A 23,130-nucleotide genomic window follows, 5' to 3' on the forward strand; every position below is an offset into this window, starting at 1 on the left:
CCCATGGCCGCCCGCACCAGCCGCGTGCTGCACCGCTCGTTGCGCGAGACGCCGCCCAAGGCGATCGGCGGCGAAGGCGTCTATCTCTTCGCCGAGGACGGACGACGCGTGATCGACGCGTCCGGCGGCGCGGCCGTCTCCTGCCTCGGCCACCAGCACCCCCGCGTGATCGCCGCGATGGCGAGACAGGCTTCGACGCTGGCTTATGCGCACACCGCCTTCTTCTCGTCCGAGCCCGCCGAGGCCCTCGCCGAGACGCTGGTCGGCCACGAGCCCGGCGGTCTCGCTTACGCCTATTTCGTCAGCGGCGGGTCCGAGGCGATCGAAGCCAGCATCAAGCTCGCGCGGCAATATTTCATCGAGCGCGGCGAACCCCAGCGACAGCATTTCATCGCGCGGCGGCAGAGCTATCACGGCAACACGCTTGGCGCCCTCGCCGCCGGCGGCAACGCCTGGCGACGCGCGCCTTACGCTCCTCTGCTCTCCGGCGCCTTCAGTCACGTGACACCGGCCTTCGCCTATCACGAGAAGCACGACGGTGAATCCGATGCGCAATTCGTGGCACGGCTGGCCGCCGAGCTCGAAGCCGAATTTCAGCGGCTTGGCCCCGACACCGTGGCGGCATTCCTCGCCGAGCCCGTCGTCGGCGCCACCGCCGGTGCCGTGACGGCCCCGGACGGCTACTTCAAGGCGGTGCGCGAGATCTGCGACCGCCACGGCGCGCTGTTGATCCTCGACGAAGTCATGTGTGGCATGGGACGCACCGGCAGCACGCACGCCTGGGAGCAGGAAGGCATCGCGCCCGACATCCAGGCGATCGCAAAGGGGCTCGGCGGCGGCTACCAGCCGATCGGCGCAATGCTCGCCAGCGGCAAGATCATCGACACCATTCGCGCCGGCTCGGGCGCCTTCCAGCACGGTCATACTTACCTGGCCCATCCCCTCGCCTGCGCGGCCGCGCTTGCAGTGCAGGATGTGATCCGCGAGGATCGCCTGCTCGACCGCGTGAAGGAGCGCGGCCGGCAGCTGGAACAGCGGCTGACCGAGCGCTTCGGCAACCATCGCCATGTCGGAGACATCAGGGGGCGTGGCCTGTTCTGGGCGATCGAGCTGGTCGCCGATCGCGCCAGCCGCACCTCGTTCGACCCCGCGCTCAAGCTCAATCAGAAGATCAAGGCGGAGGCCTTCGCCAACGGGCTCGGCTGCTATCCCGGCGGCGGCACCGTCGATGGCGTGCGCGGCGACCACGTCCTGCTGGCGCCGCCCTATATCGTTTCCGCTGATGAGATCGACCTGATCGTCGACAAGCTCGGCACGGCCGTCGACAACGTGTTGCGTAGTGTCAATCACTGAGGGGAGAGTAGCATGATGAGGAAAGTGGTTATCGCAGCGAGCATGCTCGCCGCATCGACGGTCGTCGCATCCGCCGCGACGCTCGACACGGTGAAGAGCCGCGGCACACTGGTGTGCGGCGTCAGCGCCGGCTTTGCCGGCTTCTCCGCGCCGGACTCGCAAGGCAATTACAAGGGCCTCGACGTCGATTATTGCCGCGCGCTGGCGGCCGGCGTGCTGGGTGATGCCAACAAGGTGCGCTACGTCTCGCTGACGGCGCAGAACCGCTTCACCGCGCTGCAATCGGGCGAGATCGACGTGCTCTATCGCAATTCGACCCAGACTTACCTGCGCGGTGTGACGCTCGGCCTGCGTCAGGGTCCGATCAACTTCTACGACGGCCAGGGTTTTGTCGTGAAGAAGGACCTCGGCGTGAAGGAGATCAAGGACCTGAAGGGCGCCACCGTCTGCGTGGCGCAGGGCACCACGCACGAGGTCACGCTCGGCGATTACGGCCGCGCCAACGGCATCGACTGGAAGCCGCTGGTGTTCGACCGCATCGACACCATGTACCAGACTTTCTTCGGCGGCCGCTGCGATGCCATGACCCAGGACGCCTCCGCGCTCGCCGGCGCCGTGACCACGGCGGCGCCGAACCCGGCCGACTACGTCGTGCTGCCGCAGACCATCAGCAAGGAGCCGCTCGGGCCCTTCACCCGCAACGGCGACGAGGTCTGGAGCGACATCATCACCTGGCTGCATTACGGCCTGATCGAGGCCGAGGAGCTCGGCGTCACGCAAGGCAATGTCGAGGAGATGACGAAGTCGCAAGTACCCGCGATCCAGCGGCTGCTCGGCGCCTCCGGCGACCTCGGCTCGCGGCTTGGGCTCGACAACAAATGGCTGGTGACCGCGATCAAGGCCACCGGAAATTACGGCGAGATCTACGAGCGCAATGTCGGCAAGGCGAGCCCGCTCAAGCTCGATCGCGGCCTCAACGGCCTCTGGAGCAAGGGCGGCTTGATGTACGCCGTGCCGTTCAAGTAAATGCCTCTCGTGTCCCGGACGCGCTGCGTCCGGGGCACGAGACCTCTCAGGTAGCCACGCTGAATGACGACGCCTCCCCGCATCGCCCTGATCCACGCCCTCAAGCACTCCGTCGCCCCGATCGAGGCGGCGTTTGCGAAGGCCTGGCCGGAGGCGCGGCTGATGAACCTGCTCGATGACAGCCTGTCGGCGGATCTGGCCCGCGACGGCGCGCTCAACGATGCCATGACTGAGCGCTTCCTGGCCCTCGGCGATTATGCTGCGGCGACAGGCGCGAACGGAATCCTGTTCACCTGCTCGGCTTTCGGCCCCTGCATCGAGGCCGTCGCGCGCGCACATGCGCCGGTGCCGGTGCTGAAGCCGAACGAAGCCATGATCGAGCGTGCGGTGACGATGGGCCGGCGCATCGGCCTGCTCTCGACCTTCCCCCCGACCCTGGCCTCGATGCCGCCGGAGTTCCCGGCCTCGGTCCAGATCGTGCCGAAGCTTGCCGAAGGGGCGCTGGCGGCGCTCGACCGCGGCGACCGCGCCACGCATGACCGGCTGATCGTCGAAGCGTCCAAGGACCTGCGCGATTGCGATGTGATCGCGCTGGCCCAGTTCAGCATCGCGGCGACGGCACCGCTGGTCGCGGAGGCCACCGGCCGTCCCGTCGTCACCACGCCGGACAGCGCGGTCGACAAGCTGATGAAGCTGCTGAAGGCGAAAGCCTAGGCGCCGGCCTTTTTGGGGCGCCGCGCGTCCTTGATCGCGTCCGCAAGCGCGGCTTTCGTTTCGTTGACGAAATCCTCGACCAGATCCTCGCGCGTGGCATGCGCGGCCTCGCCGGTGAACAGGCCTTGCTCGGCCAGCATCACGACGCCATGCAGCGCCGCCCAGATCTTGAGCGCTTGCCGTTCGCGCAGATAACCGACCGCAGGCACTTCCAGCGCCTCGATCACGAGCGCAAATGTCTCGCGCGTAGCCTCATGCAGCTCGCTGCCCTTGGTGGCGCATGACACGGTGCGGGAGGCGAACATCAGGCGGTAGATGCCGTTCCGGCGCAGTCCGAATTCGAGCATGGCCTGCGCCAGAAGCGACAGTTTCGATTGCTTTGACGGTTTCGCCATCGCCTCCCGAAAGATCGCGCTGAGCTGCCGGAATGCCTCGGCCGTCACCGCCGCGAGCAACGCCTCACGGTCGGCGAAATGCCGGTACGGCGCCGGCTGCGACACCCCCAGCTGCTTCGCCAGCGCCTTGATGCTGATCGCCTCGGCGCCGCCCTGCTCCGCTTCCCGCAACGCGGCCTTGATCAGAGCATCGCGAAGATCGCCATGATGGTAGGTGTTCGCGGGCTTGCGGGCGAGTTGTGAGCGCATGTTGCGGTCGAGCCTACAAGTTTGCCCTTGACAGGGGAAGGCCGGCGCGAATGTAATAACGTATAACTTAGGACCTGCGGCGAATGCCGCGGATAAAAATTGACATGAGGAACGCGCCGCCCCGTGGGCTCCGCGCGCACACGACCGAGGATGCCGCCATGACCGAGCGACTGAGGGTTCACGTCGATCCCGACAAATGCCAGGGCCACGCGCGCTGCAAAGCGCTCGCGCCGGAACTTTTCGAGCTCGACGAATTCGGCAACGCGCACGAGGCCGGCGACGGCACGGTCCCGCCCGGGCTCGAAAACAAGGCCTGGCTTGCCAAATCCAACTGCCCGGAAATCGCAATCGACGTGATCGAGGAGTAGCGCGGCCTTCGCCGCCCCGCATCCTATCAGCGAACACGAGCCAAGGGATTCCCTGACATGTCCGACGTCAGCCAGCCTGTCGCCCATCCGCCCGTCATTGACTGGGTCAACGATTTCGACCACACCGATCCACAGTGGACGGAAGACCCATTCCCGATCTGGGACGAGCTGCGCGCTGCAAGCCCGGTCGTGCACACCGAGCGCTTCCTCGGCTGCTACATGCCGACGACCTACGAGGCCGTGCGTGAGATCGCCAACGATACCGAGCATTTCTCCTCGCGCCGCATCATCGTGCGCGATGTGCGGCCGGAGATCGCGAGGAACGCCGCCCCGCCGATCACCTCCGACCCGCCCGTACACAAGCCGGCCAAGCAGCTCCTGTTGCCGCCGTTCACGCCGGACGCGATGAAGAAGCTGGAACCGCGGATGCGCGCGATCTGCAACGAGCTGATCGACGGCTTCGTCTCCGATGGCAAGGTCGACGCCGCCTCACGCTACAGCAAGTATATCCCGGTTCGGGCGATCGCGCACATGCTCGGCATTCCCGAGAGCGACAGCGATCTCTTCATCGACTGGATCCACATGATCCTCGAGCTCGGCATCAAGGACGAGACCAAGCTGCTCCAGGCCGTGCAGGAGATGAGCGCCTATTTCAGGACGCATATCGAGGAGCGCAGATCGAGGCCGACCGACGACCTCATCTCCTATCTGATGAACGCCAAGGACAAGGAAGGCCAGCCGCTGGAAGAGTCCCACGTGCTGGGCTCGCTGCGCCTGCTTCTGATCGCCGGCATCGACACCACCTGGAGCGCAATCGGGTCCTCGCTCTGGCATCTCGCAAAAGTGCCGGCCGACCGCGAACGGCTGATCGCCGAGCCCGCGTTGATCCCGACCGCGGTGGAGGAACTGCTGCGTGCCTATTCGCCGGTGACGATGGCCCGGGAGGTGGTCAAGGACACCGCGATCTCGGGCTGCCCGGTCAAGGCGGGCAACATGGTGCTGTTGTCCTTCCCGGCCGCCAATCGCGATCCCAAGGTGTTTCCGGAAGCTGACAAAGTCGTGATCGACCGCCGCGAAAATCGCCACGCCGCCTTTGGCCTCGGCATCCACCGCTGCGTCGGTTCCAATCTCGCGCGCATGGAGATGCAGGTCGCGCTGGAGGAATGGCTGAAGCGGATCCCTGATTTCCGCCTCGATCCTGCAGGCACGGTGACCTGGTCGCAGGGCACGGTGCGGGGCCCCCGCCAGTTGCCATTTCTGCTCGGAAAGGCGATGTAGGCGTCTCCAGACAGCGGGAGGCCGGACGTGACAGAGCATGCAACCCATCCGGCCTCTGACCACATAGACCTCGCGGACGCCAAGCGCCGGATCAAGGCGATCTTCATCGGCTCGGTCGGCAATCTCGTCGAGTGGTACGACTTCTACGCATACACGGCCTTCGCGCTCTATTTCGCCCCCGCCTTCTTCCCTGGTACCGACCCTGTCGTCCAGCAATTGAACGTCGCCGTCGTTTTCGCGGCGACTTTCCTGATGCGACCCTTGGGCGGCTGGTTCTTCGGCTATCTCGCCGACCATTTCGGCCGACGTATCTCGCTGACCCTGTCGGTCGTCTTCATGTGCTTTGGTTCGCTGATCATCGCGCTGACGCCGACTTATGCCACGATCGGGTTCGCCGCGCCGGTCATCCTCGCCCTCGCGCGCATCATCGAGGGCCTCAGCCTCGGCGGCGAATATGGCGCCAGCGCCACCTATCTCAGCGAGGTCGCCGACCCCAAGCACCGCGGCTTCTATTCGAGCTTTCAGTACGTCACCCTGATCGGCGGCCAGCTCACCGCGATCATCGTGCTGCTGCTTCTGCAAAAGGTCTTCCTCACCCCGGAAGAGCTGAAAGCGTGGGGCTGGCGCATCCCCTTTGCAATCGGCGCGATGCTCGCGATCGTGGCCGCAGTGATGCGGCGCGGCTTGCACGAGACCGAGGCGTTCGAGGAAGCCAGGAAAGTCGTGAAGCCGACCGGCTCGATCACCAATCTGCTGCGCTATCCACGCGAGCTGCTGCTGGTGGTCGGCCTCACCGCGGGCGGCACCGCGGCGTTCTACACCTTCACCACCTACATGCAGACCTTCGTCAAGCTTTCGGTCGGCCTGACGGAGGACCAGACCACCCTGGTGATCTTCGGCACCTTGATCTTCGCCACCATCCTGCAGCCGATCTATGGCGCCATCTCCGACAAGATCGGACGCAAGCCGCTGCTGATCTTCTTCGGCGTCGCCGGCACGCTCGCGACCGTGCCGCTGCTGATGACGCTGAAAGAGACCAAGTCGCCCTTCATCGCCTTCATCCTCATCTGTGCCGCCTGGCTGTTCGTCGCCGGCTATACGTCGATCAACGCAGTGGTGAAGGCCGAGCTGTTCCCGACCAATGTCCGCGCGCTCGGCGTCGGCCTGCCCTACGCGATCACGGTCTCGATCTTCGGCGGCACTGCGCCGGCGATCGCGCTCTACTTCAAGAGCATCGGGCACGAAGACTGGTTCTACTTCTATCTCAGCGGCATCATCTGTCTGTCGCTGATCATCTATTCCACGATGCGCGACACCAAGCACGCCTCCGCGATGCACCGCCACGAGTAGCCAATGTCCGACGACAACGAGCCGCCCGACAGCAAGCTGACACGCACCAAGGAGAAATGGGCGCGCGAGGGCCGCTTCCTGACCGGCAAGATCGCGCGGCCGGAGGACCAACGGCTTCCGCCCGGCCAGCACCTCACCAAGGACTGGCCCGTGCTCGATCTCGGGGTCGTGCCGCCGATCTCGCGCGAGCGCTGGCGGCTCGACGTCTACGGCTCGGTCGAAACGCCGGTGTTCTGGACCTTCGCCGAGTTCTCCGCGCAGAAGCAGGCCCAGTTCACCTCCGACATCCACTGCGTGACGACCTGGTCGCGTTACGACAACGAATGGGAGGGCCTTGCTACCCGCGAGCTGCTGGCGGCGTGCCAGCCGCGCGAGGATGCGCGCTTCGTGACGTTGCATTCCTATGACGGCTACACCACCAACCTCGCGCTGGAAGACTTCGCCGCAGAGGATGCCCTGCTCGCCCATAGCTGGTCCGGCCAGCCGCTGACCGAAGAGCATGGCGGCCCGGTGCGGCTGGTCGTGCCGCATCTCTATTTCTGGAAGAGCGCCAAATGGCTCCAGGCCATCGAATTCCTCACCGAGGACGCGCCGGGCTTCTGGGAGGTCCGCGGTTATCACAACCGCGGCGATCCCTGGGCCGAGCAGCGCTATTCGAGCGATTAGAGTTCAAGCAGGAAACGGGGGAAGCCCATGCCGACGGAGCGCTTTCAATTCACCGGCGAAGCCGGCCATCAGCTTGCGGCCGCGCTGGAATTGCCGGACGGCGAACCCGCGGCCTACGCGCTGTTCGCGCACTGCTTCACCTGTGGCAAGGATACGCTGGCGGCCAAGCGCATTGCAGTTGCGCTCGCCGCCAAGGGCATTGCGGTGCTGCGCTTCGACTTCACCGGGCTCGGCTCCAGCGAAGGCGACTTTGCCAATTCGACGTTCTCCTCCAACGTCGCCGATCTCGTGCGCGCCGCCGATCATCTCCGCAGCGTCCGCAGGGCGCCGTCGATCCTGATCGGGCACAGCCTTGGCGGCGCCGCGATCCTGGCGGCCGCCGGAAAGATCCCGGAAGCCGGGGCCGTCGTCACCATCGCCGCGCCGTCCGATCCCGCGCATGTCACCGGGCTGTTCAGGGAACATCTCGACAGCATCCGCACGCAGGGCGAGGTCGAGGTCTCGCTTGCGGGACGGCCATTCCGGATCAAGCGCGAGTTCCTGAAAGACATCGCCGAGCACGAGCTGATGACCGACGTCACCGGCCTGCACAAGGCGCTGCTGGTGATGCACTCGCCTGTCGACGACACCGTCGGCATCGACAACGCGACGAAGATCTTCGTTGCGGCAAAGCACCCCAAGAGCTTCGTCTCGCTCGACCATGCCGATCACCTGCTGACCAAGCCGACCGATGCGCTCTACACGGCCGACGTGATCGCGGCCTGGGCAGGCCGCTACATCGACGCCGCAAGGCCCGCGAAGGCGATGGACCTTCCCGAGGCGCCGCGTCAGGTGGTGGTGCAGGAGACCCGCAAGAGCAAGTTCAACCAGGTCATCACCGTCGGCTCGCATCGGCTTGTCGCGGATGAGCCCGTTGCGGCCGGTGGCGAGGATGCCGGCCCGGGGCCCTATGACTTCCTGCTTGCCGGACTAGGGGCCTGCACCTCCATGACCATGCGCCTCTATGCCGACCGCAAATCGTTGCCGCTCGACCGCGTCACCGTCAGGCTGAAGCACTCCAAGATCTACGCCAAGGACTGCGCGGAGTGCGAGACGCGCGAGGGCATGCTCGACCAGATCGAACGCGACATCACGATCGACGGCGCACTCGATGCCGAGCAGCGCAAGAAGCTGATGGAGATCGCGGACAAGTGCCCGGTGCACCGGACACTCACGTCCGAGATCCGCATCGTGACGAAGGCAGCGGACTAGCAGGCTAAAGCGCGATGAGACTTGGACGAATCGTCATCGCGCTTTGGGTTGTTGTTTGCACATGATCTTTCCGGAAAACCGCTTCGCACGTTTCCGGATCATGCTTTAGAAGCACGAGGTCATGGTCCGCAGCGCCGCGCTGATCTCGCTCTCGCGCCAGGCCGCAAAGCCGAGCAGCAGGCCGTGATCCCTCGGCTTGTTCAACGCCAGGCTGGACAGGGCGCGCGTCACGACTCCCGCCTCGACGAGCCGCTTGACCGCCGCCCGGTCGGCGCGGCCGCGCTTGAGGCGCGCCACGAGCTGAATGCCGCCCGAGGGCACTTCGGCCGTGAGCACCTCACCGAGGTGACGCTCCAGTCCCTCCGCGAGGTGATCTCGACGCGCGTGATAGAGCCGGCGCACCCGGCGCAGATGCGCGAGAAAATGCCCGTCGGCGATAAACTCGGCCAGCGCTTCCTGGATGTGGCTCGAAGCGATCAATCCGACGTGGCGCTGTGCGATCTCAAACGTGCCGACCAGCGCCGGCGGTACGACGAGATAGCCGAGCCGGAGATCCGAGGTCATCGCCTTCGAAAATGTCCCGACGTAGAACACGCGGCCATGAGTGTCCAAGCCCTGCAACGCCGGCACGGGCCTGCTGTCATAGTGGAATTCGCCGTCGTAGTCGTCCTCGACGATCCAGGTCTTGCCGGGCCGGCTTGCCCGGAGAAACTCGGTGCGGCGGGCCAGCGACATCAATCGTCCCGTCGGATGCTGATGCGACGGCGTCATGAAGATGAGCTTTGGCGCGGTCATTCCCGATGTCCACTGCATGCCCTGCTCGTCCAGCCGCATGCCCGTCACGCACGCCCCGGAGGCATGGAACGCGGCTGCCGCACCGGGATAGCCGGGGTCCTCGACCCGGACCTCGTCGCCGGGCGCGATCAGCACGGCCGCGATCAATGTCAGCGCCGCCTGCGCGCTGGGCAGGATCAGGATCTGGCCGGCCGAGGCGCGAACCCCTCGGCTGGTGGCGAGGTAGTGCGCCAGCGCTTCGCAAAGACGCGGGCGGTTGACCGGACCAACCTCACGCCGGGCCGCATGCACGGCACTGCGACGCAAGCAGCGCGCCCAGACGTCGTTCGGAAACTCTCGTGCGTCGCCATGTCCCGGACGCAACGGCTTGAACGGCGCCTGATAGGACAGCGGCCAATCCGCCTGCTTGAGCCTCATAGCCCATGGGGAGAGGGTCGGCCTTGCGGAGCGCGCAGCGGATCTGGCCGCCTCCACGCCATCACCGTGTCCGCCGCCGTCGACCGTCACCACCGGGCGACGACCATGCGATGCCGCGAGGTATCCCTCCGCGGCAAGCTGCTCAAAGGCATAAGTGACCGTATTGCGTGAGACGCCCAGATCGTTTGCAAGCCGGCGGCTCGACGGCAGCACGCGGCCTTTGCCGAGACGGCCGGTCGCGATCAGGCTCCGGAGCCGGCTCGTCAGTTGAACCACCAGTCCCTCGTGGTCGCCCCGCTTCAGATCGATCAGCGCGGAGATCATGTCGTCCGAAACTGGCACCTTATTCCTTTCCAATCTGGCACTTTTTCAGGTTCCAGCGAGGATGCTATCTCGCAGGCCGCAATGCTTCAAGGATTCCGCGATGAACGCTCTCTCCCCCCGCGCGGCCATCGGCCTGTTCCTGATCGTCGTGCTGGCCTGGGGCGTGAACTGGTCGGTGACGAAGCAGCTCGTTCAGTTTCTCCCGCCGCTGTGGACGTCGGCAATCCGGAGCTGGATCGCGCTGGCCGGACTGTTCGTGATCCTCGGACTGAGCAACAATCTGGTGATCCCCGAGCGGCGTGACATTCCGGTGGTCCTCAGCGTGGCGCTGCTCCACATGACGATTTTCTCGGTCCTGGTTGCGGCCGGCGTGCGCTTCCTGCCCGCGAGCAAGGCCATCGTGCTCGGCTACACCACGCCGCTCTGGGTCGCGATCGCGGCGCCGCTGCTCGGCAAGGAGACACTAACGGCACCGAAGCTTGCCGGCGCCCTGCTCGGACTGGTCGGGCTTGCGGTGATCCTGAACCCCACCTCGATCGATTGGACCGACAGCAACGTCGTGCTTGGCGCCGGCATGGTCATCCTGGCCGCGATCTCCTGGGCGGCGAACATCATCTATATCCGCGCGCATCGCTGGATCGCCTCACCGCTCCAGCTTCTGCTGTGGCAGGTGCTCGTGGCAACGGCTGTGCTGACTGTCAGCGCGCTCCTCGTTGAGGGCCCGCCGCATACGGAGTGGTCGCCGCGGCTCGTGCTGCTGCTCCTCTATTCCGGCCTGATCGGAACGGCGTTGGCCTATTGGGCGATGTCGATGGTCAACAAGAGCATCTCGGCGCTGACGACGTCGCTCGGCACCACGGGAACGCCGCTCGTCGGCATTGCGAGCGCAGCGATCCTGCTCGGGGAGCCCATCGACATGAGCCTTGCCATCGCGGCGGCGCTGATCGTCAGCGGCATCGGCCTTGCAACATTGGGAGACCGGCTGCTGCGCCGTCAGGCCGCCGCCAGCGGCTGAACGCGCAGCGCGCCGCGCAGGCCCGCCGTGGTGCCGAGCAGAATGCCGGCGAGCGCGACGAAGGAGCCGAATGCCAGCGTCGATATGCCGGTCAGCCCCTGCCCGATCGAGCAGCCGAACGCCATCACGCCGCCAATGCCCATCAGCGCGGCGCCGCCGCCCGAGCGCAGCATGTGGCGCGGCGAGGAATAACCTTCGAGCTTGAAGCGGCCCGTCGCGAATGCGGTGATCAGGCTGCCGGCGAACACGCCGGCAACCGTCGCGATACCGAAGTTCGGCGACAGGCCGGTGGAGAGCATGGCGTATTGCAGGCTGTCGGCGATCGGCGCGATGAAGGTGAGCGAGGTCACGGGGACGGGATTGAAATCGTCGGCGCCCAGATAACCGGTGACGTACCAGCCGGCAGCAACGAGGAGGCCGACGATGATGCCCGCCGCGATTTGGCCCGGCGAGCGACGGAACACCGGGTGGGCAAACGCAAACAGGATCAGCGCGACGACGATGATGGCCGCCGCCAGCGCGCGCGAGAGAGGTTCGGCGAGACCGAGCGTCGCCAGCAATGACGGCAGCGAGTTCGCGTTGACCGTGGTTTGCGACGCCTGGACCAATGCGATGCGCGCCGGCGCGATCAGGCCCTTGAGCGTCATCTGCGCGGCGATGGCAAGCACGATCACGACCACAAAGGAACGGAGATTGCCCCGCCCGAGCAGCACCAGCGCGCGCGAGCCGCAGCCGTTCGACAGCACCATGCCGTAACCGAACAGCAGGCCGCCGAGGAACAGCACCGGCGCCGAGAATGATTGCTGCAGATAGATCGTCTTGCCGAGGTCGACCATGCCATTGCCGGCGAGGAACTGGCTTGCGGCGATCGCGACTGCGATCGCCAGGGCATAAGTCCGCGCCAGCCGCCCGTCTCCCTCGGCCAGCCAGCCGCGCATGCTGCTCATCAGGCAGAAGCCGCTGAGAAGGCCGACCGCGCCATAGATCAAGCCAATGACGAGACCTGCCAGGATGACGAATTGTGCGGACGATTCCATGATTACGGCTTGAGGATCACGCGATCCCGCGAAGAGCCGGCGACGGCGACATAGGCCGCCTTGGCACTCTCGAGCGGATAGACGGCATTGGCCTTGATCGGAAACGGCTTCAGGTGACTGCTCGCAAAGCCCGGGCCGAGGTCGCGCAACACCGCGCCTGTTGCGGTCGAAGACAAGCCGAGCGTATCGATCCCGACATAGGTGTGCTGCCCCCGGTAAAATTCGAGGATGTTGAACTGCACGATGCGGTCGATCGCGGCGATCAGGATCTGGCGGCCACGCAAGGCGAGCGACTTGTGCGCGGCCTGGAAATAGGGATCGCCGACGGTGTTGAAAACGATGTCGGCGCCCTTGCCGCCGGTCAATTCGCGCACGCGTGCGGCCACGTCCGTCGCGGAGGCGTCGATCACCTCGATCGGCGCGTTGCTGTGACCTTCATAGGCCTCCGCCTTGCGCACCACCCCGATGACGCTCGCGCCCTGCCATGTCGCGATCTGCACCGCGGCCTGGCCGACCTTGCCGTTGACGCCGAACACCAGCACGGTGTCGCCGGCCTTCGGCAAGCCTGCGCGGCGAAAGCCTTCCATCGCGGTGACGAAGGGCACGCCGATGCCGGCGGCCTCCTCCCACGACACCGTCGTCGGCTTCTCCACCACTGCATCCGCCTCGACCACGAGATGGCTGGCATGGGTACCGTCGCGGCGGATGCCGAGATCCCCGGAGGAGCCGAACACCTCGCGGCCAACCGCGCCGGCCGGCCCGTCGATGACGATGCCGGCATAATCGCGGCCGGGCGTCCGCGGGAACACGGCATAGGGCATCAGCCCGGTCGCCGCCTTCACATCCGAGGGATTGACGGCCGCGGCCTTCACCTCGATCAGGAGATCGTTCGGGCCGCGCGTCAGCGTGTGGCGCTCGACCACTGGTGCAAGCGCGGCGGCGTTCTCGGCCTTGGCGTTGAGGCGTACGCAGCGCGCGTCGACGGATTTGGCATCAGCTGGCGACATGAAAAGACCCGCGATTTCTCGCGGGCCTTGTCGCCTCTGGGGCCGGTCAAGTCAATCCGTCAACTCAGTCCTTAGGCCGCTTGTCGTAGAGCCGCCTGGCTTTGCCGAGCGAGCGCTCCAGCGTGTCAGGGGGCACAATCTGAACCTTGGAGCTGATCCCGATGGTGTTCTTGATATGGGTCGAGATCCGGTCGGCGTGGTCGATGAGGCCTCTCCCGTCCCAGCTTTGCGACCGCGCCTCGGCGATGATGGTCAGCTCGTCCATGCGGCCTTCGCGGGTCAGCTCCAGGATGAAGTGGCCGCCGCACCAGTCGGTCGCGAGCAATACTTCCTCGATCTGGGTCGGGAACAGGTTGACGCCGCGCAGGATGATCATGTCGTCCGAGCGCCCGGTCACCTTCTCCATGCGCCGCATGCCCGGCCGTGCCGTGCCCGGCAGCAGCCGCGTCAGGTCGCGGGTGCGATAGCGGATCACCGGAAAAGCTTCCTTGGTCAGCGAGGTGAAGACCAGCTCGCCCTTCTCGCCATCGGGCAGCACCGCGCCGGTCTGGGGGTCGATCACCTCGGGGTAGAAATGGTCCTCCCAGATGTGCAGGCCATCCTTGGTTTCGATGCATTCCTGCGCCACGCCGGGGCCGATCACCTCGGACAGGCCGTAGATGTCGGTCGCGTCCATGTCGAAGGCGTCCTCGATCTCGCCGCGCATGGCATTGGTCCAGGGCTCGGCGCCGAAGATGCCGACCTTGAGCGAGCATTCACGAGGGTCGAGCTTCTGGCGCCTGAACTCGTCGAGGATCGCCAGCATGTAGCTCGGCGTCACCGTGATGATGTCGGGCCGGAAATCGTTGATGAGCTGGACCTGCCGCTCGGTCATGCCGCCGGAGATCGGCACCACCGTGCAGCCGAGCTTCTCGGCGCCGTAATGAACCCCTAGGCCGCCGGTGAAGAGACCATAGCCGTAGGCATTGTGGATGATCATGCCGGTGCGGCCACCAGCGGCGCGGATCGAGCGCGCCATCACCTCCGACCAGGTGTCGATGTCTCTTTGCGTATATCCCACCACGATCGGCTTGCCGGTCGTGCCGGAGGAGGCATGCACGCGCACCAGCTTTTCGCGCGGCACGGCGAACATGTTGAAGGGATAATTGTCTCGCAAATCCGTCTTCACAGTGAACGGAAACTTCGCGAGATCAGACAAGTCGCGAAAATCGGACGGATGCACGCCGGCCGCATCGAAAGCCTTGCGGTAATGCGCGACATTGTCATAAGCGTGTTTCAGCGACCAGGCCAGCCGCTGCTTCTGCAGCGTCATGATCTCGTCGCGCGAGGCGCGCTCTTGCGCGTCCATCTCGGCGCTATAGGAGCCGCTTTCCTTGAGCCTCGTCAAAGCCATCCTCGTTTCCCCACAACATTGATCTGTTCTTTTCTTGGTTGGTTATTCGTCCTGCGTCGGCAGCCACGTGCCGGGAATGACGCGTGAGTGTCCGCGGAATTCCGCGATGACGACATCGCCGGCGGTGACGCGTACGTCATAGATGCCGGAGCGTCCGCCACGCGTGACCTCGCGTGCCTTCGCAACGAGACGATCGCCGAGCTTGCCCGGCTTGATAAAGGTGATCTGTCCCTGCGCGGCAACGACGCGGTCATTGTGCGAGTTGCAGGCAAACGCGAAGGCGGAGTCGGCGAGCGTGAAGATGAAGCCGCCATGGGCGATGCGCTGGCCGTTGACCATGTCCGGCCGCACAGTCATGGCCAGCGTCGCGAAACCCGGGCCGATCTCGACGATCTCCATGCCGAGCCCCTTGGAAGCATCGTCCTCCGCCCACATCGCATCGGCGCAGGCGCGAGCGACGTTCTCAGGCGACAAAGCGGCTTTGACGTTCACGCGCCTCTCCCGGTCAAATGCTTGCACATGATGTTCTGCTGGTTGGCCAAGGCTGTCAAACAATGCGACGCATTTGCATTTTCGGGCCCTGATACGCCCGATCAGACATGGTCATAATCGACCACGACGCGCTCCGACGACGGCTTGGCCTGGCAGGTCAGGACGAAACCCGCCTTCAGTTCCCACGGCTCCAGCGAATAGTTGATGTCCATCGGCGCCTCGCCCTCGACCAGCTTGGCGCGGCAGGTCGAGCACATGCCGCCCTTGCAGGCGAACGGCAGATCGACGCCGGCGCGCAGCGCGGCATCGAGGATGGCCTCGTCTTCGGCGACCGGCACGTCGCGGCGCTTGCCGTCGATGATGAGCGAGGCGATCGCCTTCGGCGGCGCATCGGGCGCAACCACTTTCTTCGGCCGGGGCTTGCCGCCGAATTCCGACACGAAGCGCTCGACATGAATGCGGTCTTCCGCGATGCCCAGCGTACGGCAGGTGGTCTCGATGTCCTCGCTCATGCCGAGGGGACCGCAGACGTAGACATGATCGACGCTTCCCGCCGGGACCAGCGAGCGCAGCAGCACCCTCACCTTGTCGCCGTCGAGCCGGCCATGCAGGATCGGGATATCCTGATCCTCCCCGGAGATGACGTGGAAGATCGAGAGGCGATCGATGAAGCGGTCCTTGAGCTCCTCGAGCGCTTCGAGGAACATGATGTTGTCGGTGGTGCGGTTGCCGTAGAACAGGAAGAAGCGGCTCTCCGGCTCGCGCGCGAGCACGCCCTTCACGATCGACAGGATCGGCGTGATGCCGGAGCCTGCGGCGAAGCCGACATGGATACGGCCTGCATCGGCGGGTGGGACCACGCCGAAGCGGCCGGTCGGCGTCATCACGTCGAGCTCGTCGCCGCATTTGAGATCTTCGGCGGCCCAACTCGAAAACGCGCCGCCATCCACCTTCTTCACGGCGATGCGAATCTCGCCGTCCTCGGGGCCGGAGCAGATCGAATAGGAGCGACGCACCTCTTCTCCGTCGAGCGTCGTGCGGAGTGTCAGGTATTGGCCGGGCGTGAAGGCGTAATCGCGGGCGAGTTCGCCGGGGATGGCGAAGGTCATCGAAACGGCGTCAGACGCCTCGCGGCGGAGATCGTTGACGGCCAGGCGATGGAAGCGGGGTGCGGCTGCTGACATGGTCAATGACACTTGAAATAATCGAAGGGTTCGCGGCAGGACTTGCAACGCCACAGCGCCTTGCAGGAGGTCGAGCCGAATTCAGAGAGCAGCTCTGTGCTTTCAGAGCCGCATTGCGGGCACGCCACGGCCTGTTCGCCGAACAGCACGCGGCGGGAACTTGAGGCCCGCGGCGGCGCGATGCCATAGGCGCGCAGCTTCTGGCGTCCCTCCTCGCTCATCCAGTCGGTGGTCCAGGCCGGCGACAGCACGGTGCGGATTTTTGGACGGGCAAAGCCGGCGCGCTCCAGCGCCAGCTCGATCTCCAGCGCGATCATGTTCATTGCCGGGCAGCCGGAATAAGTCGGCGTGATTGTCACCTCGACATGGTCGCCGGCCAGCGCGACGTCACGCAGCACGCCGAGATCGGCGATGGTCAGGACCGGAATCTCGGGATCGACCACGCTCGCCGCGGCATCCCAGGCCCGCTGCCGCAACTCGCTGTCGCGGTCGAGCACCGTCACCATGTCAGCCCCGGAAAGGTGCGCTGCATCGATTGCAGCTCGGACAGGAGATGGCCGAGATGCTCGCTGTGCCGGCCGGTGCGACCGCCCTGCTGCATCCAGTCGTTCTGCGGAAGGATCAGCGTGGCCTCTCGGGCGACATCGGACAACGTCTGCAACCAGCGACCCCGCAAGGGCCCGGGATCGACGGCGATACCGGCATGGATCAACGCGCGCTCGCCATCGTCGACGGCAAACATCTCGCCGGTGAAGGCCCAGAGGTGATCGATCGCGGCTTGCGCGCGCGCATGGCTCTCATCGGTGCCGTCGCCGAGCCGGATCAGCCACTCCGATGCGTGGCGCAGATGGTAGGCGCTCTCCTTCTCCGACTTGGCGGCAATCGCGGCCAGCGTCGCATCGCGCGAGCTCATCATCGCGCGCCAGTAGAGGTCGGCGAACGCCGAATAGAAGAACTGCCGCACCAGGGTCTGGGCGAAATCGCCGTTGGGCTGCTCGACCAGCAGCAGATTGCGGTACTGCCTGACGTCGCGCAGATAAGCGAGCTTGTCCTCGTCGTTATCCCCGCCTTCAGCCCGGGCGGCGTAGCTGTAGAGCTCGCGCGCCTGGCCGATCAGGTCGAGCGCGATGTTGGAGAGCGCCATGTCCTCTTCCAGCATCGGCGCATGCCCGCACCATTCCGACAGCCGGTGGCCGAGGATCAGCGCATCGTCGGCGCGGCGCAGCGCGTAGAGCATCAGCGGCGTTTCGGAGACCTCGATGTTGGCGACCACCATCACATGTGCCCCACTTCCTCGGGCACCTCGTAGAAGGTCGGATGCCGGTAGATCTTCGATTCCGCCGGCTCGAACATCATGGCCTTCTCGGCAGGATCGCTCGCGGTGATCGCGCTGGACGGCACTACCCAGATCGACAGGCCTTCGCCGCGGCGGGTGTAGATGTCGCGGGCGGCCTGCAGGGCCATGGTGGCGTCGCTCGCATGCAGCGATCCCACGTGCTTGTGCGCGAGCCCGTTGCGGCTGCGAATGAAGACTTCCCACAGCGGCGTATTCGGCGTGGACATGTCGATCTCCCTATTCGGCGGCTTGCGCGGTCTGGCGCTGCGCGCGCTTCGCCGCATAGGCTGCGGCCGCCTCGCGCACCCAGGCACCCTCCGCATGGGCCTTGCGGCGCGCGGCCATGCGGTCGCGGTTGCACGGGCCGTTGCCGGCGAGCACCTGCTTGAATTCGGTCCAGTCAATTTCGCTGTAGCGCCAATGCCCGTCGGCATCCTGTGTCATGCCGGGATCGGGGATGGTGAGGCCGAGATATTGCGCCTGCGGCACGGTGGCGTCGACGAACTTCTGGCGCAGCTCGTCATTGGAGAAGCGCTTGATCTTCCACTTCGTCGAAGTGTCGCTGTGCTGGCTGGTCGCATCCGGCGGGCCGAACATCATCAGCACCGGCCACCACCATCTGTTCAGCGCATCCTGCGCCATCGCCTTCTGCTCGTCCGAGCCGCGGCATAGCGTCAGCATGATCTCGTAGCCCTGACGCTGGTGGAAGGACTCCTCCTTGCAGACGCGGATCATCGCGCGCGCATAGGGACCATAAGAGCAGCGGCACAGCGGAATCTGGTTCATGATCGCCGCACCGTCGACCAGCCAGCCGATCGTGCCGATGTCGGCCCAGGTCAGCGTCGGATAGTTGAAGATCGAAGAGTACTTGGCCTTGCCCGCGAGCATGGCATCGACCAGCTCCTCGCGCGAGGAGCCGAGCGTCTCGGCCGCGGCATAGAGATAAAGACCATGGCCGCACTCGTCCTGCACCTTGGCGAGCAGCGCGGCCTTGCGGCGCAGCGTCGGCGCCCGCGTGATCCAGTTGCCTTCGGGCAGCATGCCGACGATTTCGGAATGGGCATGCTGCGAGATCTGGCGGGTGAGCGTCTTGCGATAGGCCCCCGGCATCCAGTCGTTCGGCTCGATGCGCTCCTCGGCATCGATGCGGGCCTGGAACTGCGCAGCCTTGGCCGCATCCTCAAGACCGCGGTCGTCGGCCTCGGCCGTGTTCAGCGCCTGGGTATACATGCGCATCCTCCCGATTTATTGGGAGGCAATATATAACAAAAATAACTTCATGCAAGATATTTCTGTAACATAAAGATCAGGCGCCGAACCTCCGTTCCAGCAGCTTTCGCGCGGGCGGCAGCGGCCCCTTTTCGTTGCTTGCATGGTCGTCGAGCCATTGCTCGGACGGCGCGAGCAGCGCGCGGTAGATTTCGCCGCAGAGCTCACGCGCCGCCCTGCCCGGCCAGTCCGCCGGCAACAGGCTTTCGGGCAGCAGCGGATCGCGCAGCACGACCCGGCGGTAGTGGTGGATCAGGAGGATGCGTGCGGTGAAGGCGTCGGCCGAGGACAAATCCGTGCCGCGCCCGATCGCGGCGCGCAACGGCTCGAACGTCTTCATGAACTTGAGATAGGCATCCGCGGTGCGCTGCAGCGGCCAACTCGCGCTGAGCAGACGTCGGCCGCTATCGTCTTCGGCCGAGACCTCGAGACGGATCGCGCCCGTGGCTTCATCCGGCACCGGCACACCCGACGGCGCGACCCAGACGCCCGGCAGCGGACTGCCGAAGCCGGCGTTGCGCAGCGCTTCGCGCGAAGCGTCGCGGTCCTCGCCATTGCCGATCAGGAGCAGCTCGAAGCGCCCGGTCCAGTCGGACGGCGGCGGATCGTAGATGTGACGCGTCGCGGCCTCGAAGGTCTGCCGGCCCTTGTCGGCCAGCCGATAGAAGCTGTTGCGTCCCACCTTCTCGCGCGTCAACCAACCATCGGCGGCAAGGCGCGACATCGCGGTGCGCACGACGCCGCTGTCGATATCAAGGCTTTCGAAGAATTCCAGCAGCGTGCCGAGCCACACCACACCGCCGCGCGGCACGATGGCGTCGCCGAACACGGTGATGACGATGGAGCCGGTGCGCGAGGGCTCGCGCTTGAGCTGGTCGATGATGCGGGAGAGCGGATGCGCCATGCGGCAGGCTTAGCGCGTTTGGTGCGGGCGCGACAATGGACGGGAACGACGCTGTTAGTATCCCAGATCGCATATGACCGCGGGCGAGAGTTGAGCGCACGCCTCGTCCTTCGAGACGACCGCTTCGCGGTCTCCTCAGGATAAGGCTAGGCGGCACCGGTTCTCGTTGAATCTGCAGCCGCCCACACGGTCCCTCATCCTGAGGGCCCGCCGACGGCGGGCGTCTCGAAGGATGGCCGCAAGCGACATCGTTGCCATATGCGATCGCCTCCCTGAAAGAGGCGAAGAAATCACCTGTGCGGATCGGGATACGCCAGGCTGCGCCAGCCGCTGCGGTCGAACGGCCGCCACTGGCCTTCCTTCTGCGCAAGACGGTCGGCGACGGCATAGACCACGGCGGGATGATGCCCCATGCCGCAATGGCTGCTCTCGACCTCGATGCTCTCGGTCTGCGCGCCCGTCTTTTCCATGCAGCCCTGCCAGGCGCAGACGCCGTCGGTGCGGCTGAAGATGGCGGTGGTCGGCACCGGGAGCGGAGCGGCGAGATCGCCGCCGAACCGCGGATCGACCTCGTCCGACTTCCGTCCGCTGGCCCATTCATAGACACGCCAGGCGTTGGTCGAACGGGGATCGCCGGCAAAGGGGCTCCCGAGCGTGATCACCTGTCGCACGCGCTCGGGCATCATCTTGGCGAGCTGCCGGGCGTAGAGGCCACCCAGGCTCCAGCCCACCAGGCTGATCTTGCGCCCGTGGGTGTCGCTGAGCTCCTGGACCAGGTCGACCATCGCGTGCTGCACGCCGTCGCGCAGGCCGTAGTTGCGGCCCTGGCGCCAGCCACTCACGGCGTAGCCCTTGCTTGTCAGAAACGTGCGCAGCGCGCGCGTGGACGCATCGGAGGCCACGAGGCCCGGCAGCACCAGCACCGGATGCCCATCGCCGCGCGGCGCGAGGCTCAGCAGCGGCAGCGCGCCGAGGAAGGCACCGAACTCGTGGATCGCGCGCCCTTCCAGAAACATCAGGGTACGGGACGGCGGACGCAGCGTCTGGGCAGTAGCGGTCATCAATGTTTCCCCTGGGAAGCAGACGCCGGCTGCGAGGCCGGCAATGGGCATGAATTCCAATACGCAGGCTTCTTGATCGTTCCGCAGCGCAACATGAATCAGCTAGGCGGCCGGTTCCCGACATTCAAGCGGGAGAGATGCGGGGCCACAATAGGCCCGCGCGTTAAAGCTAACGGCCGTGACGCAAAAGTCACAGCAATCGGAGCAGGAATTCTACGGAGTAGAGCGCGAGCCCGGCGAGCCCGCCGATCAGCGAGCCGTTGAAACGGATGTATTGCAGGTCTCGGCCGATGTTGATTTCGATCAGCGAAATCAACTGCGCCATGTCCCACGCCTTGACCTGGTCGGAGATGAAGATCGAAACGCCGCTCTTCTGGTCGGCGACGAAGCTGCGCAGCACCGTCACCAACCCCTTGTTGATCTCGTCGCGCAGCTCGGCATCGCCGGCGAGCGCATCGCCCGCCGAGACGAACATGCCGGCGAGATGATGCTGCAGCACCTGCGTCTCGCCGCTCGCGCTGCGCTCGATGAAGGAGCGCGTGTTGGCCCAGACGGTGCGGGCGAGATCGGCAAGCTCGGGCCGCGCGAGGAGGTCGCGCTTCAAGCCGGCGATGCGGTCGATATAGGCCTGGTCAGTGCCGAGCCGGTCGACGAAGCTCAGCACCATGCGGTCGAACTCGCCGCGGAAGGGATGCTTGGGATCGCTGCGCACCTCGTTGAAGAAGGCGGTCGCGGACGCCACGATCTTGTTCACCAGAAACTTGTCGGCACGGTAGAGCCGCAGCAGGGTCGGCAATTCCGCGCGCACCTTCTCACGGATCATCCCCATCGTCTCTTGCTGGTTCAGCGTCTCGTGCATCACGCGCAGGAGATCGTCGAACAGGATCTGGTGACGCCCCTCCGCCACGAAGCCGCGCAGCGTACCGGCCGCGAGCGGAGCGAGGTCGATCGCCTGGAGCTGCGAGGACATGCGGCGGATGATGAAGGTCATCAAGCCCGAGCTCTCGGTCGCGGATACGGCCTCCGGCAGCAGGCGCAGCGCGAAGCGCGCAAGATCGTCGCTGCGCTTGCGGTCGCGCAGCCAGTCGGCGACGAAGGAGCCGAAATCGATCTCCTTCAACTTGGCCTCGACGGGACCGGCCTCGAGGAAATGCACCTGGATGAACTCGCCGAGCTTGTCGGCGATGCGGGCCTGGTTGCTCTGGATGATCGCGGTATGCGGGATCGGCAGGCCAAGCGGCCGCTTGAATAGCGCCACCACCGCATACCAGTCAGCGAGGCCTCCGATGGTCGCCGCTTCCGCGAAGGCGGCGACGAAGCCGAACAATGGATGCACCGGCAGCAGCCATTTCGCGACGATGAACAGCAGAAGCGTCGAGGCCAGCACCAGCGTCGCCAGCGCTTTCACGCGGCGCAGCTCGGCCGCGCGCTCGGCATCGGCAGGTGTCTCGAAGGAGAAGCTGGCAGGTGAATCCATGACGGTTTCTTAGCGCGTCGGTCTCCTCGTGTCCCGGACAAGGCGCAACGCGGAGCGGTGCGCCGCAGAGCCGGGATAGAGCAAGCCGATGGCCCCGGACCAAACAAAAGGCCCGCCGAAGCGGGCCTCAAATTCAGTTTGGTCTCAGGCCCGGATCAGGCGGTCTTGTTGTAGACCTTGGCAAAATTGTCCTGAGCGGACTTTGCACCGTTGGCGGCGAGCTTGCCGAAATAGTCGGCGGTCGCCTTGGCACGCGAGACGAACACTTCGCCGCGGGCGCGGAGCAAGCTCGACTGGATCTCGACGGCTTCGCTGACCGACTTGGCGGAAGCGAGCTTGTCGATGCCGGCGAAGAACGCCTGAGCATCGTCATAGATCGCCTGCTGGATGTTGCGGCTGATCTTGCCGGCCTCGGCGACGGATTCGGTTACCGCGTTCTCGACGGCGGCGGTCACCCGCTCGGAGCCAGCGAAAGCCTCGGCAGCGCGGTCCTTGGCGGTGTTGGCGGTCTTCTTGACGAATTCGCGGGCGGCCTCGGGAACTTCCAGATTCTGGATGTTCTTGAAAGCGTCTTTGAAGCCCTCGAAAGCGGTGTTGGTTTCGGTGGTCATGGGGTTCTCTCCATCCTCAATGGTTTTGAGCTATGGGCTCACCCCGTCCTCGATGGCCCGGGGCACGTCTTATATGGCATAGTTAATTGTGCGATGCAATATTCATATTGCACTGCGATATCACGAAACCGTGAACTGGCTTCAAGAAAGGCATCCCG

24 protein-coding genes are annotated in these 23,130 nt (G+C 65.4%); 9 read left to right on the forward strand and 15 right to left on the reverse strand.

The window, feature by feature from the left end; all coding sequences use genetic code 11:
• Positions 1–3 precede the first annotated feature (3 nt).
• From CO669_RS08875 to CO669_RS08885, 3 genes are all read left to right on the forward strand, one after another.
• Positions 4–1,353 (forward strand): aspartate aminotransferase family protein, encoded by a 1,350-nt coding sequence (locus CO669_RS08875; protein WP_097659433.1) that lies wholly within the window; start codon positions 4–6, stop codon positions 1,351–1,353.
• Between the two features lie 12 nt (positions 1,354–1,365).
• Entirely contained in the window at positions 1,366–2,379 is a 1,014-nt protein-coding gene (locus CO669_RS08880; protein WP_097659434.1) for an amino acid ABC transporter substrate-binding protein, read from the forward strand.
• A 63-nt stretch (positions 2,380–2,442) separates the two neighbouring features.
• Entirely contained in the window at positions 2,443–3,093 is a 651-nt protein-coding gene (locus CO669_RS08885) for an aspartate/glutamate racemase family protein (protein ID WP_097659435.1), read from the forward strand.
• Here CO669_RS08885 and CO669_RS08890 read toward each other — a convergent pair.
• On the reverse strand, positions 3,090–3,737 hold the full coding sequence (locus CO669_RS08890; RefSeq protein ID WP_097659436.1) for a TetR/AcrR family transcriptional regulator: 648 nt from the start codon (positions 3,735–3,737) through the stop codon (positions 3,090–3,092). The genes CO669_RS08885 and CO669_RS08890 overlap by 4 nt on opposite strands.
• A gap of 158 nt (positions 3,738–3,895) precedes the next feature.
• Here CO669_RS08890 and CO669_RS08895 point away from each other — a divergent pair, with 158 nt between their 5' ends.
• Genes CO669_RS08895 through CO669_RS08915 form a run of 5 tightly spaced genes read left to right on the forward strand, consistent with a single transcriptional unit; the run spans position 3,896 to position 8,650 of the window.
• Entirely contained in the window at positions 3,896–4,105 is a 210-nt protein-coding gene (locus CO669_RS08895) for a ferredoxin (RefSeq protein WP_097659765.1), read from the forward strand.
• 57 nt (positions 4,106–4,162) lie between these two features.
• A complete protein-coding gene (locus tag CO669_RS08900) occupies positions 4,163–5,383 on the forward strand; it encodes a cytochrome P450 (RefSeq protein WP_097659437.1) in 1,221 nt (406 codons plus the stop codon).
• A 27-nt stretch (positions 5,384–5,410) separates the two neighbouring features.
• Entirely contained in the window at positions 5,411–6,733 is a 1,323-nt protein-coding gene (locus CO669_RS08905; protein ID WP_097659438.1) for an MFS transporter, read from the forward strand.
• A 3-nt stretch (positions 6,734–6,736) separates the two neighbouring features.
• Positions 6,737–7,399: a sulfite oxidase-like oxidoreductase gene (locus CO669_RS08910; protein ID WP_097659439.1), complete on the forward strand. Its 663-nt coding sequence runs from the start codon at positions 6,737–6,739 to the stop codon at positions 7,397–7,399.
• Between the two features lie 27 nt (positions 7,400–7,426).
• Positions 7,427–8,650 carry a bifunctional alpha/beta hydrolase/OsmC family protein gene (locus tag CO669_RS08915; protein WP_097659440.1) on the forward strand — a complete coding sequence of 408 codons (1,224 nt, stop codon included), beginning with the start codon at positions 7,427–7,429 and terminating at the stop codon, positions 8,648–8,650.
• 105 nt (positions 8,651–8,755) lie between these two features.
• Here the strand turns inward: CO669_RS08915 and pdxR are convergent, their stop codons facing one another.
• Positions 8,756–10,186 (reverse strand): MocR-like pyridoxine biosynthesis transcription factor PdxR, encoded by a 1,431-nt coding sequence (pdxR, locus tag CO669_RS08920; protein WP_198963944.1) that lies wholly within the window; start codon positions 10,184–10,186, stop codon positions 8,756–8,758.
• Positions 10,187–10,286: 100 nt separating this feature from the next.
• Between pdxR and CO669_RS08925 the strand changes: the two genes are divergently transcribed.
• The gene (locus tag CO669_RS08925) at positions 10,287–11,201 is read left to right on the forward strand and encodes a DMT family transporter (protein WP_097659442.1); all 915 of its coding nucleotides are present in this window, start codon (positions 10,287–10,289) and stop codon (positions 11,199–11,201) included.
• Here CO669_RS08925 and CO669_RS08930 read toward each other — a convergent pair.
• The 13 genes from CO669_RS08930 to CO669_RS08990 all read right to left on the reverse strand — a co-directional run bounded on the left by CO669_RS08930 (position 11,180) and on the right by CO669_RS08990 (position 22,972).
• Positions 11,180–12,238: a YeeE/YedE family protein gene (locus CO669_RS08930; RefSeq protein ID WP_097659443.1), complete on the reverse strand. Its 1,059-nt coding sequence runs from the start codon at positions 12,236–12,238 to the stop codon at positions 11,180–11,182. The two genes, CO669_RS08925 and CO669_RS08930, sit on opposite strands and share 22 nt — an antisense overlap.
• Before the next feature lie 2 nt (positions 12,239–12,240).
• Positions 12,241–13,245, reverse strand: a complete 1,005-nt coding sequence (locus CO669_RS08935) for a quinone oxidoreductase family protein (RefSeq protein WP_097659444.1) — start codon at positions 13,243–13,245, stop codon at positions 12,241–12,243.
• Positions 13,246–13,309: 64 nt separating this feature from the next.
• The gene (gene paaK, locus CO669_RS08940; protein WP_097659445.1) at positions 13,310–14,638 is read right to left on the reverse strand and encodes a phenylacetate--CoA ligase PaaK; all 1,329 of its coding nucleotides are present in this window, start codon (positions 14,636–14,638) and stop codon (positions 13,310–13,312) included.
• 42 nt (positions 14,639–14,680) lie between these two features.
• Entirely contained in the window at positions 14,681–15,130 is a 450-nt protein-coding gene (gene paaI, locus CO669_RS08945) for a hydroxyphenylacetyl-CoA thioesterase PaaI (protein ID WP_198963913.1), read from the reverse strand.
• 101 nt (positions 15,131–15,231) lie between these two features.
• Positions 15,232–16,314, reverse strand: coding sequence for a 1,2-phenylacetyl-CoA epoxidase subunit PaaE (gene paaE, locus CO669_RS08950; protein ID WP_198963914.1), 1,083 nt, complete (start codon positions 16,312–16,314; stop codon positions 15,232–15,234).
• A 2-nt stretch (positions 16,315–16,316) separates the two neighbouring features.
• Positions 16,317–16,820 (reverse strand): 1,2-phenylacetyl-CoA epoxidase subunit PaaD, encoded by a 504-nt coding sequence (gene paaD, locus CO669_RS08955; protein ID WP_097659448.1) that lies wholly within the window; start codon positions 16,818–16,820, stop codon positions 16,317–16,319.
• The gene (paaC, locus tag CO669_RS08960; protein ID WP_198963915.1) at positions 16,814–17,590 is read right to left on the reverse strand and encodes a 1,2-phenylacetyl-CoA epoxidase subunit PaaC; all 777 of its coding nucleotides are present in this window, start codon (positions 17,588–17,590) and stop codon (positions 16,814–16,816) included. Before paaC ends, paaD begins: the two co-directional genes overlap by 7 nt.
• On the reverse strand, positions 17,590–17,877 hold the full coding sequence (gene paaB, locus CO669_RS08965; RefSeq protein ID WP_097659450.1) for a 1,2-phenylacetyl-CoA epoxidase subunit PaaB: 288 nt from the start codon (positions 17,875–17,877) through the stop codon (positions 17,590–17,592). Before paaB ends, paaC begins: the two co-directional genes overlap by 1 nt.
• A 10-nt stretch (positions 17,878–17,887) precedes the next feature.
• On the reverse strand, positions 17,888–18,880 hold the full coding sequence (gene paaA, locus CO669_RS08970) for a 1,2-phenylacetyl-CoA epoxidase subunit PaaA (RefSeq protein WP_198963916.1): 993 nt from the start codon (positions 18,878–18,880) through the stop codon (positions 17,888–17,890).
• A 76-nt stretch (positions 18,881–18,956) separates the two neighbouring features.
• A complete protein-coding gene (paaX, locus tag CO669_RS08975; RefSeq protein WP_097659452.1) occupies positions 18,957–19,823 on the reverse strand; it encodes a phenylacetic acid degradation operon negative regulatory protein PaaX in 867 nt (288 codons plus the stop codon).
• A 290-nt stretch (positions 19,824–20,113) separates the two neighbouring features.
• Positions 20,114–20,884 carry an esterase/lipase family protein gene (locus tag CO669_RS08980; protein ID WP_097659766.1) on the reverse strand — a complete coding sequence of 257 codons (771 nt, stop codon included), beginning with the start codon at positions 20,882–20,884 and terminating at the stop codon, positions 20,114–20,116.
• A 190-nt stretch (positions 20,885–21,074) separates the two neighbouring features.
• Complete coding sequence (locus CO669_RS08985; protein ID WP_097659453.1) at positions 21,075–22,361, reverse strand: DUF445 domain-containing protein; 1,287 nt, start codon at positions 22,359–22,361, stop codon at positions 21,075–21,077.
• 155 nt (positions 22,362–22,516) lie between these two features.
• On the reverse strand, positions 22,517–22,972 hold the full coding sequence (locus tag CO669_RS08990) for a phasin (protein WP_097659454.1): 456 nt from the start codon (positions 22,970–22,972) through the stop codon (positions 22,517–22,519).
• Positions 22,973–23,130: the final 158 nt, after the last annotated feature.

This window comes from Bradyrhizobium sp. Y36 (genome assembly GCF_002531575.1).
Lineage (GTDB): Bacteria > Pseudomonadota > Alphaproteobacteria > Rhizobiales > Xanthobacteraceae > Bradyrhizobium.

Coding starts and splice junctions, on each gene's coding strand:
- CO669_RS08875 (WP_097659433.1), top strand. CDS start 4: ATGGCCGCCCGCACCAGCCGCGTGCTGCACCGCTCGTTGCGCGAGACG.
- CO669_RS08880 (WP_097659434.1), top strand. CDS start 1,366: ATGATGAGGAAAGTGGTTATCGCAGCGAGCATGCTCGCCGCATCGACG.
- CO669_RS08885 (WP_097659435.1), top strand. CDS start 2,443: ATGACGACGCCTCCCCGCATCGCCCTGATCCACGCCCTCAAGCACTCC.
- CO669_RS08890 (WP_097659436.1), bottom strand. CDS start 3,737: ATGCGCTCACAACTCGCCCGCAAGCCCGCGAACACCTACCATCATGGC.
- CO669_RS08895 (WP_097659765.1), top strand. CDS start 3,896: ATGACCGAGCGACTGAGGGTTCACGTCGATCCCGACAAATGCCAGGGC.
- CO669_RS08900 (WP_097659437.1), top strand. CDS start 4,163: ATGTCCGACGTCAGCCAGCCTGTCGCCCATCCGCCCGTCATTGACTGG.
- CO669_RS08910 (WP_097659439.1), top strand. CDS start 6,737: ATGTCCGACGACAACGAGCCGCCCGACAGCAAGCTGACACGCACCAAG.
- CO669_RS08915 (WP_097659440.1), top strand. CDS start 7,427: ATGCCGACGGAGCGCTTTCAATTCACCGGCGAAGCCGGCCATCAGCTT.
- pdxR (WP_198963944.1), bottom strand. CDS start 10,186: ATGATCTCCGCGCTGATCGATCTGAAGCGGGGCGACCACGAGGGACTG.
- CO669_RS08925 (WP_097659442.1), top strand. CDS start 10,287: ATGAACGCTCTCTCCCCCCGCGCGGCCATCGGCCTGTTCCTGATCGTC.
- CO669_RS08930 (WP_097659443.1), bottom strand. CDS start 12,238: ATGGAATCGTCCGCACAATTCGTCATCCTGGCAGGTCTCGTCATTGGC.
- CO669_RS08935 (WP_097659444.1), bottom strand. CDS start 13,245: ATGTCGCCAGCTGATGCCAAATCCGTCGACGCGCGCTGCGTACGCCTC.
- paaK (WP_097659445.1), bottom strand. CDS start 14,638: ATGGCTTTGACGAGGCTCAAGGAAAGCGGCTCCTATAGCGCCGAGATG.
- paaE (WP_198963914.1), bottom strand. CDS start 16,314: ATGTCAGCAGCCGCACCCCGCTTCCATCGCCTGGCCGTCAACGATCTC.
- paaD (WP_097659448.1), bottom strand. CDS start 16,820: ATGGTGACGGTGCTCGACCGCGACAGCGAGTTGCGGCAGCGGGCCTGG.
- paaC (WP_198963915.1), bottom strand. CDS start 17,590: ATGGTGGTCGCCAACATCGAGGTCTCCGAAACGCCGCTGATGCTCTAC.
- paaB (WP_097659450.1), bottom strand. CDS start 17,877: ATGTCCACGCCGAATACGCCGCTGTGGGAAGTCTTCATTCGCAGCCGC.
- paaA (WP_198963916.1), bottom strand. CDS start 18,880: ATGTATACCCAGGCGCTGAACACGGCCGAGGCCGACGACCGCGGTCTT.
- paaX (WP_097659452.1), bottom strand. CDS start 19,823: ATGGCGCATCCGCTCTCCCGCATCATCGACCAGCTCAAGCGCGAGCCC.
- CO669_RS08980 (WP_097659766.1), bottom strand. CDS start 20,884: ATGACCGCTACTGCCCAGACGCTGCGTCCGCCGTCCCGTACCCTGATG.
- CO669_RS08985 (WP_097659453.1), bottom strand. CDS start 22,361: ATGGATTCACCTGCCAGCTTCTCCTTCGAGACACCTGCCGATGCCGAG.
- CO669_RS08990 (WP_097659454.1), bottom strand. CDS start 22,972: ATGACCACCGAAACCAACACCGCTTTCGAGGGCTTCAAAGACGCTTTC.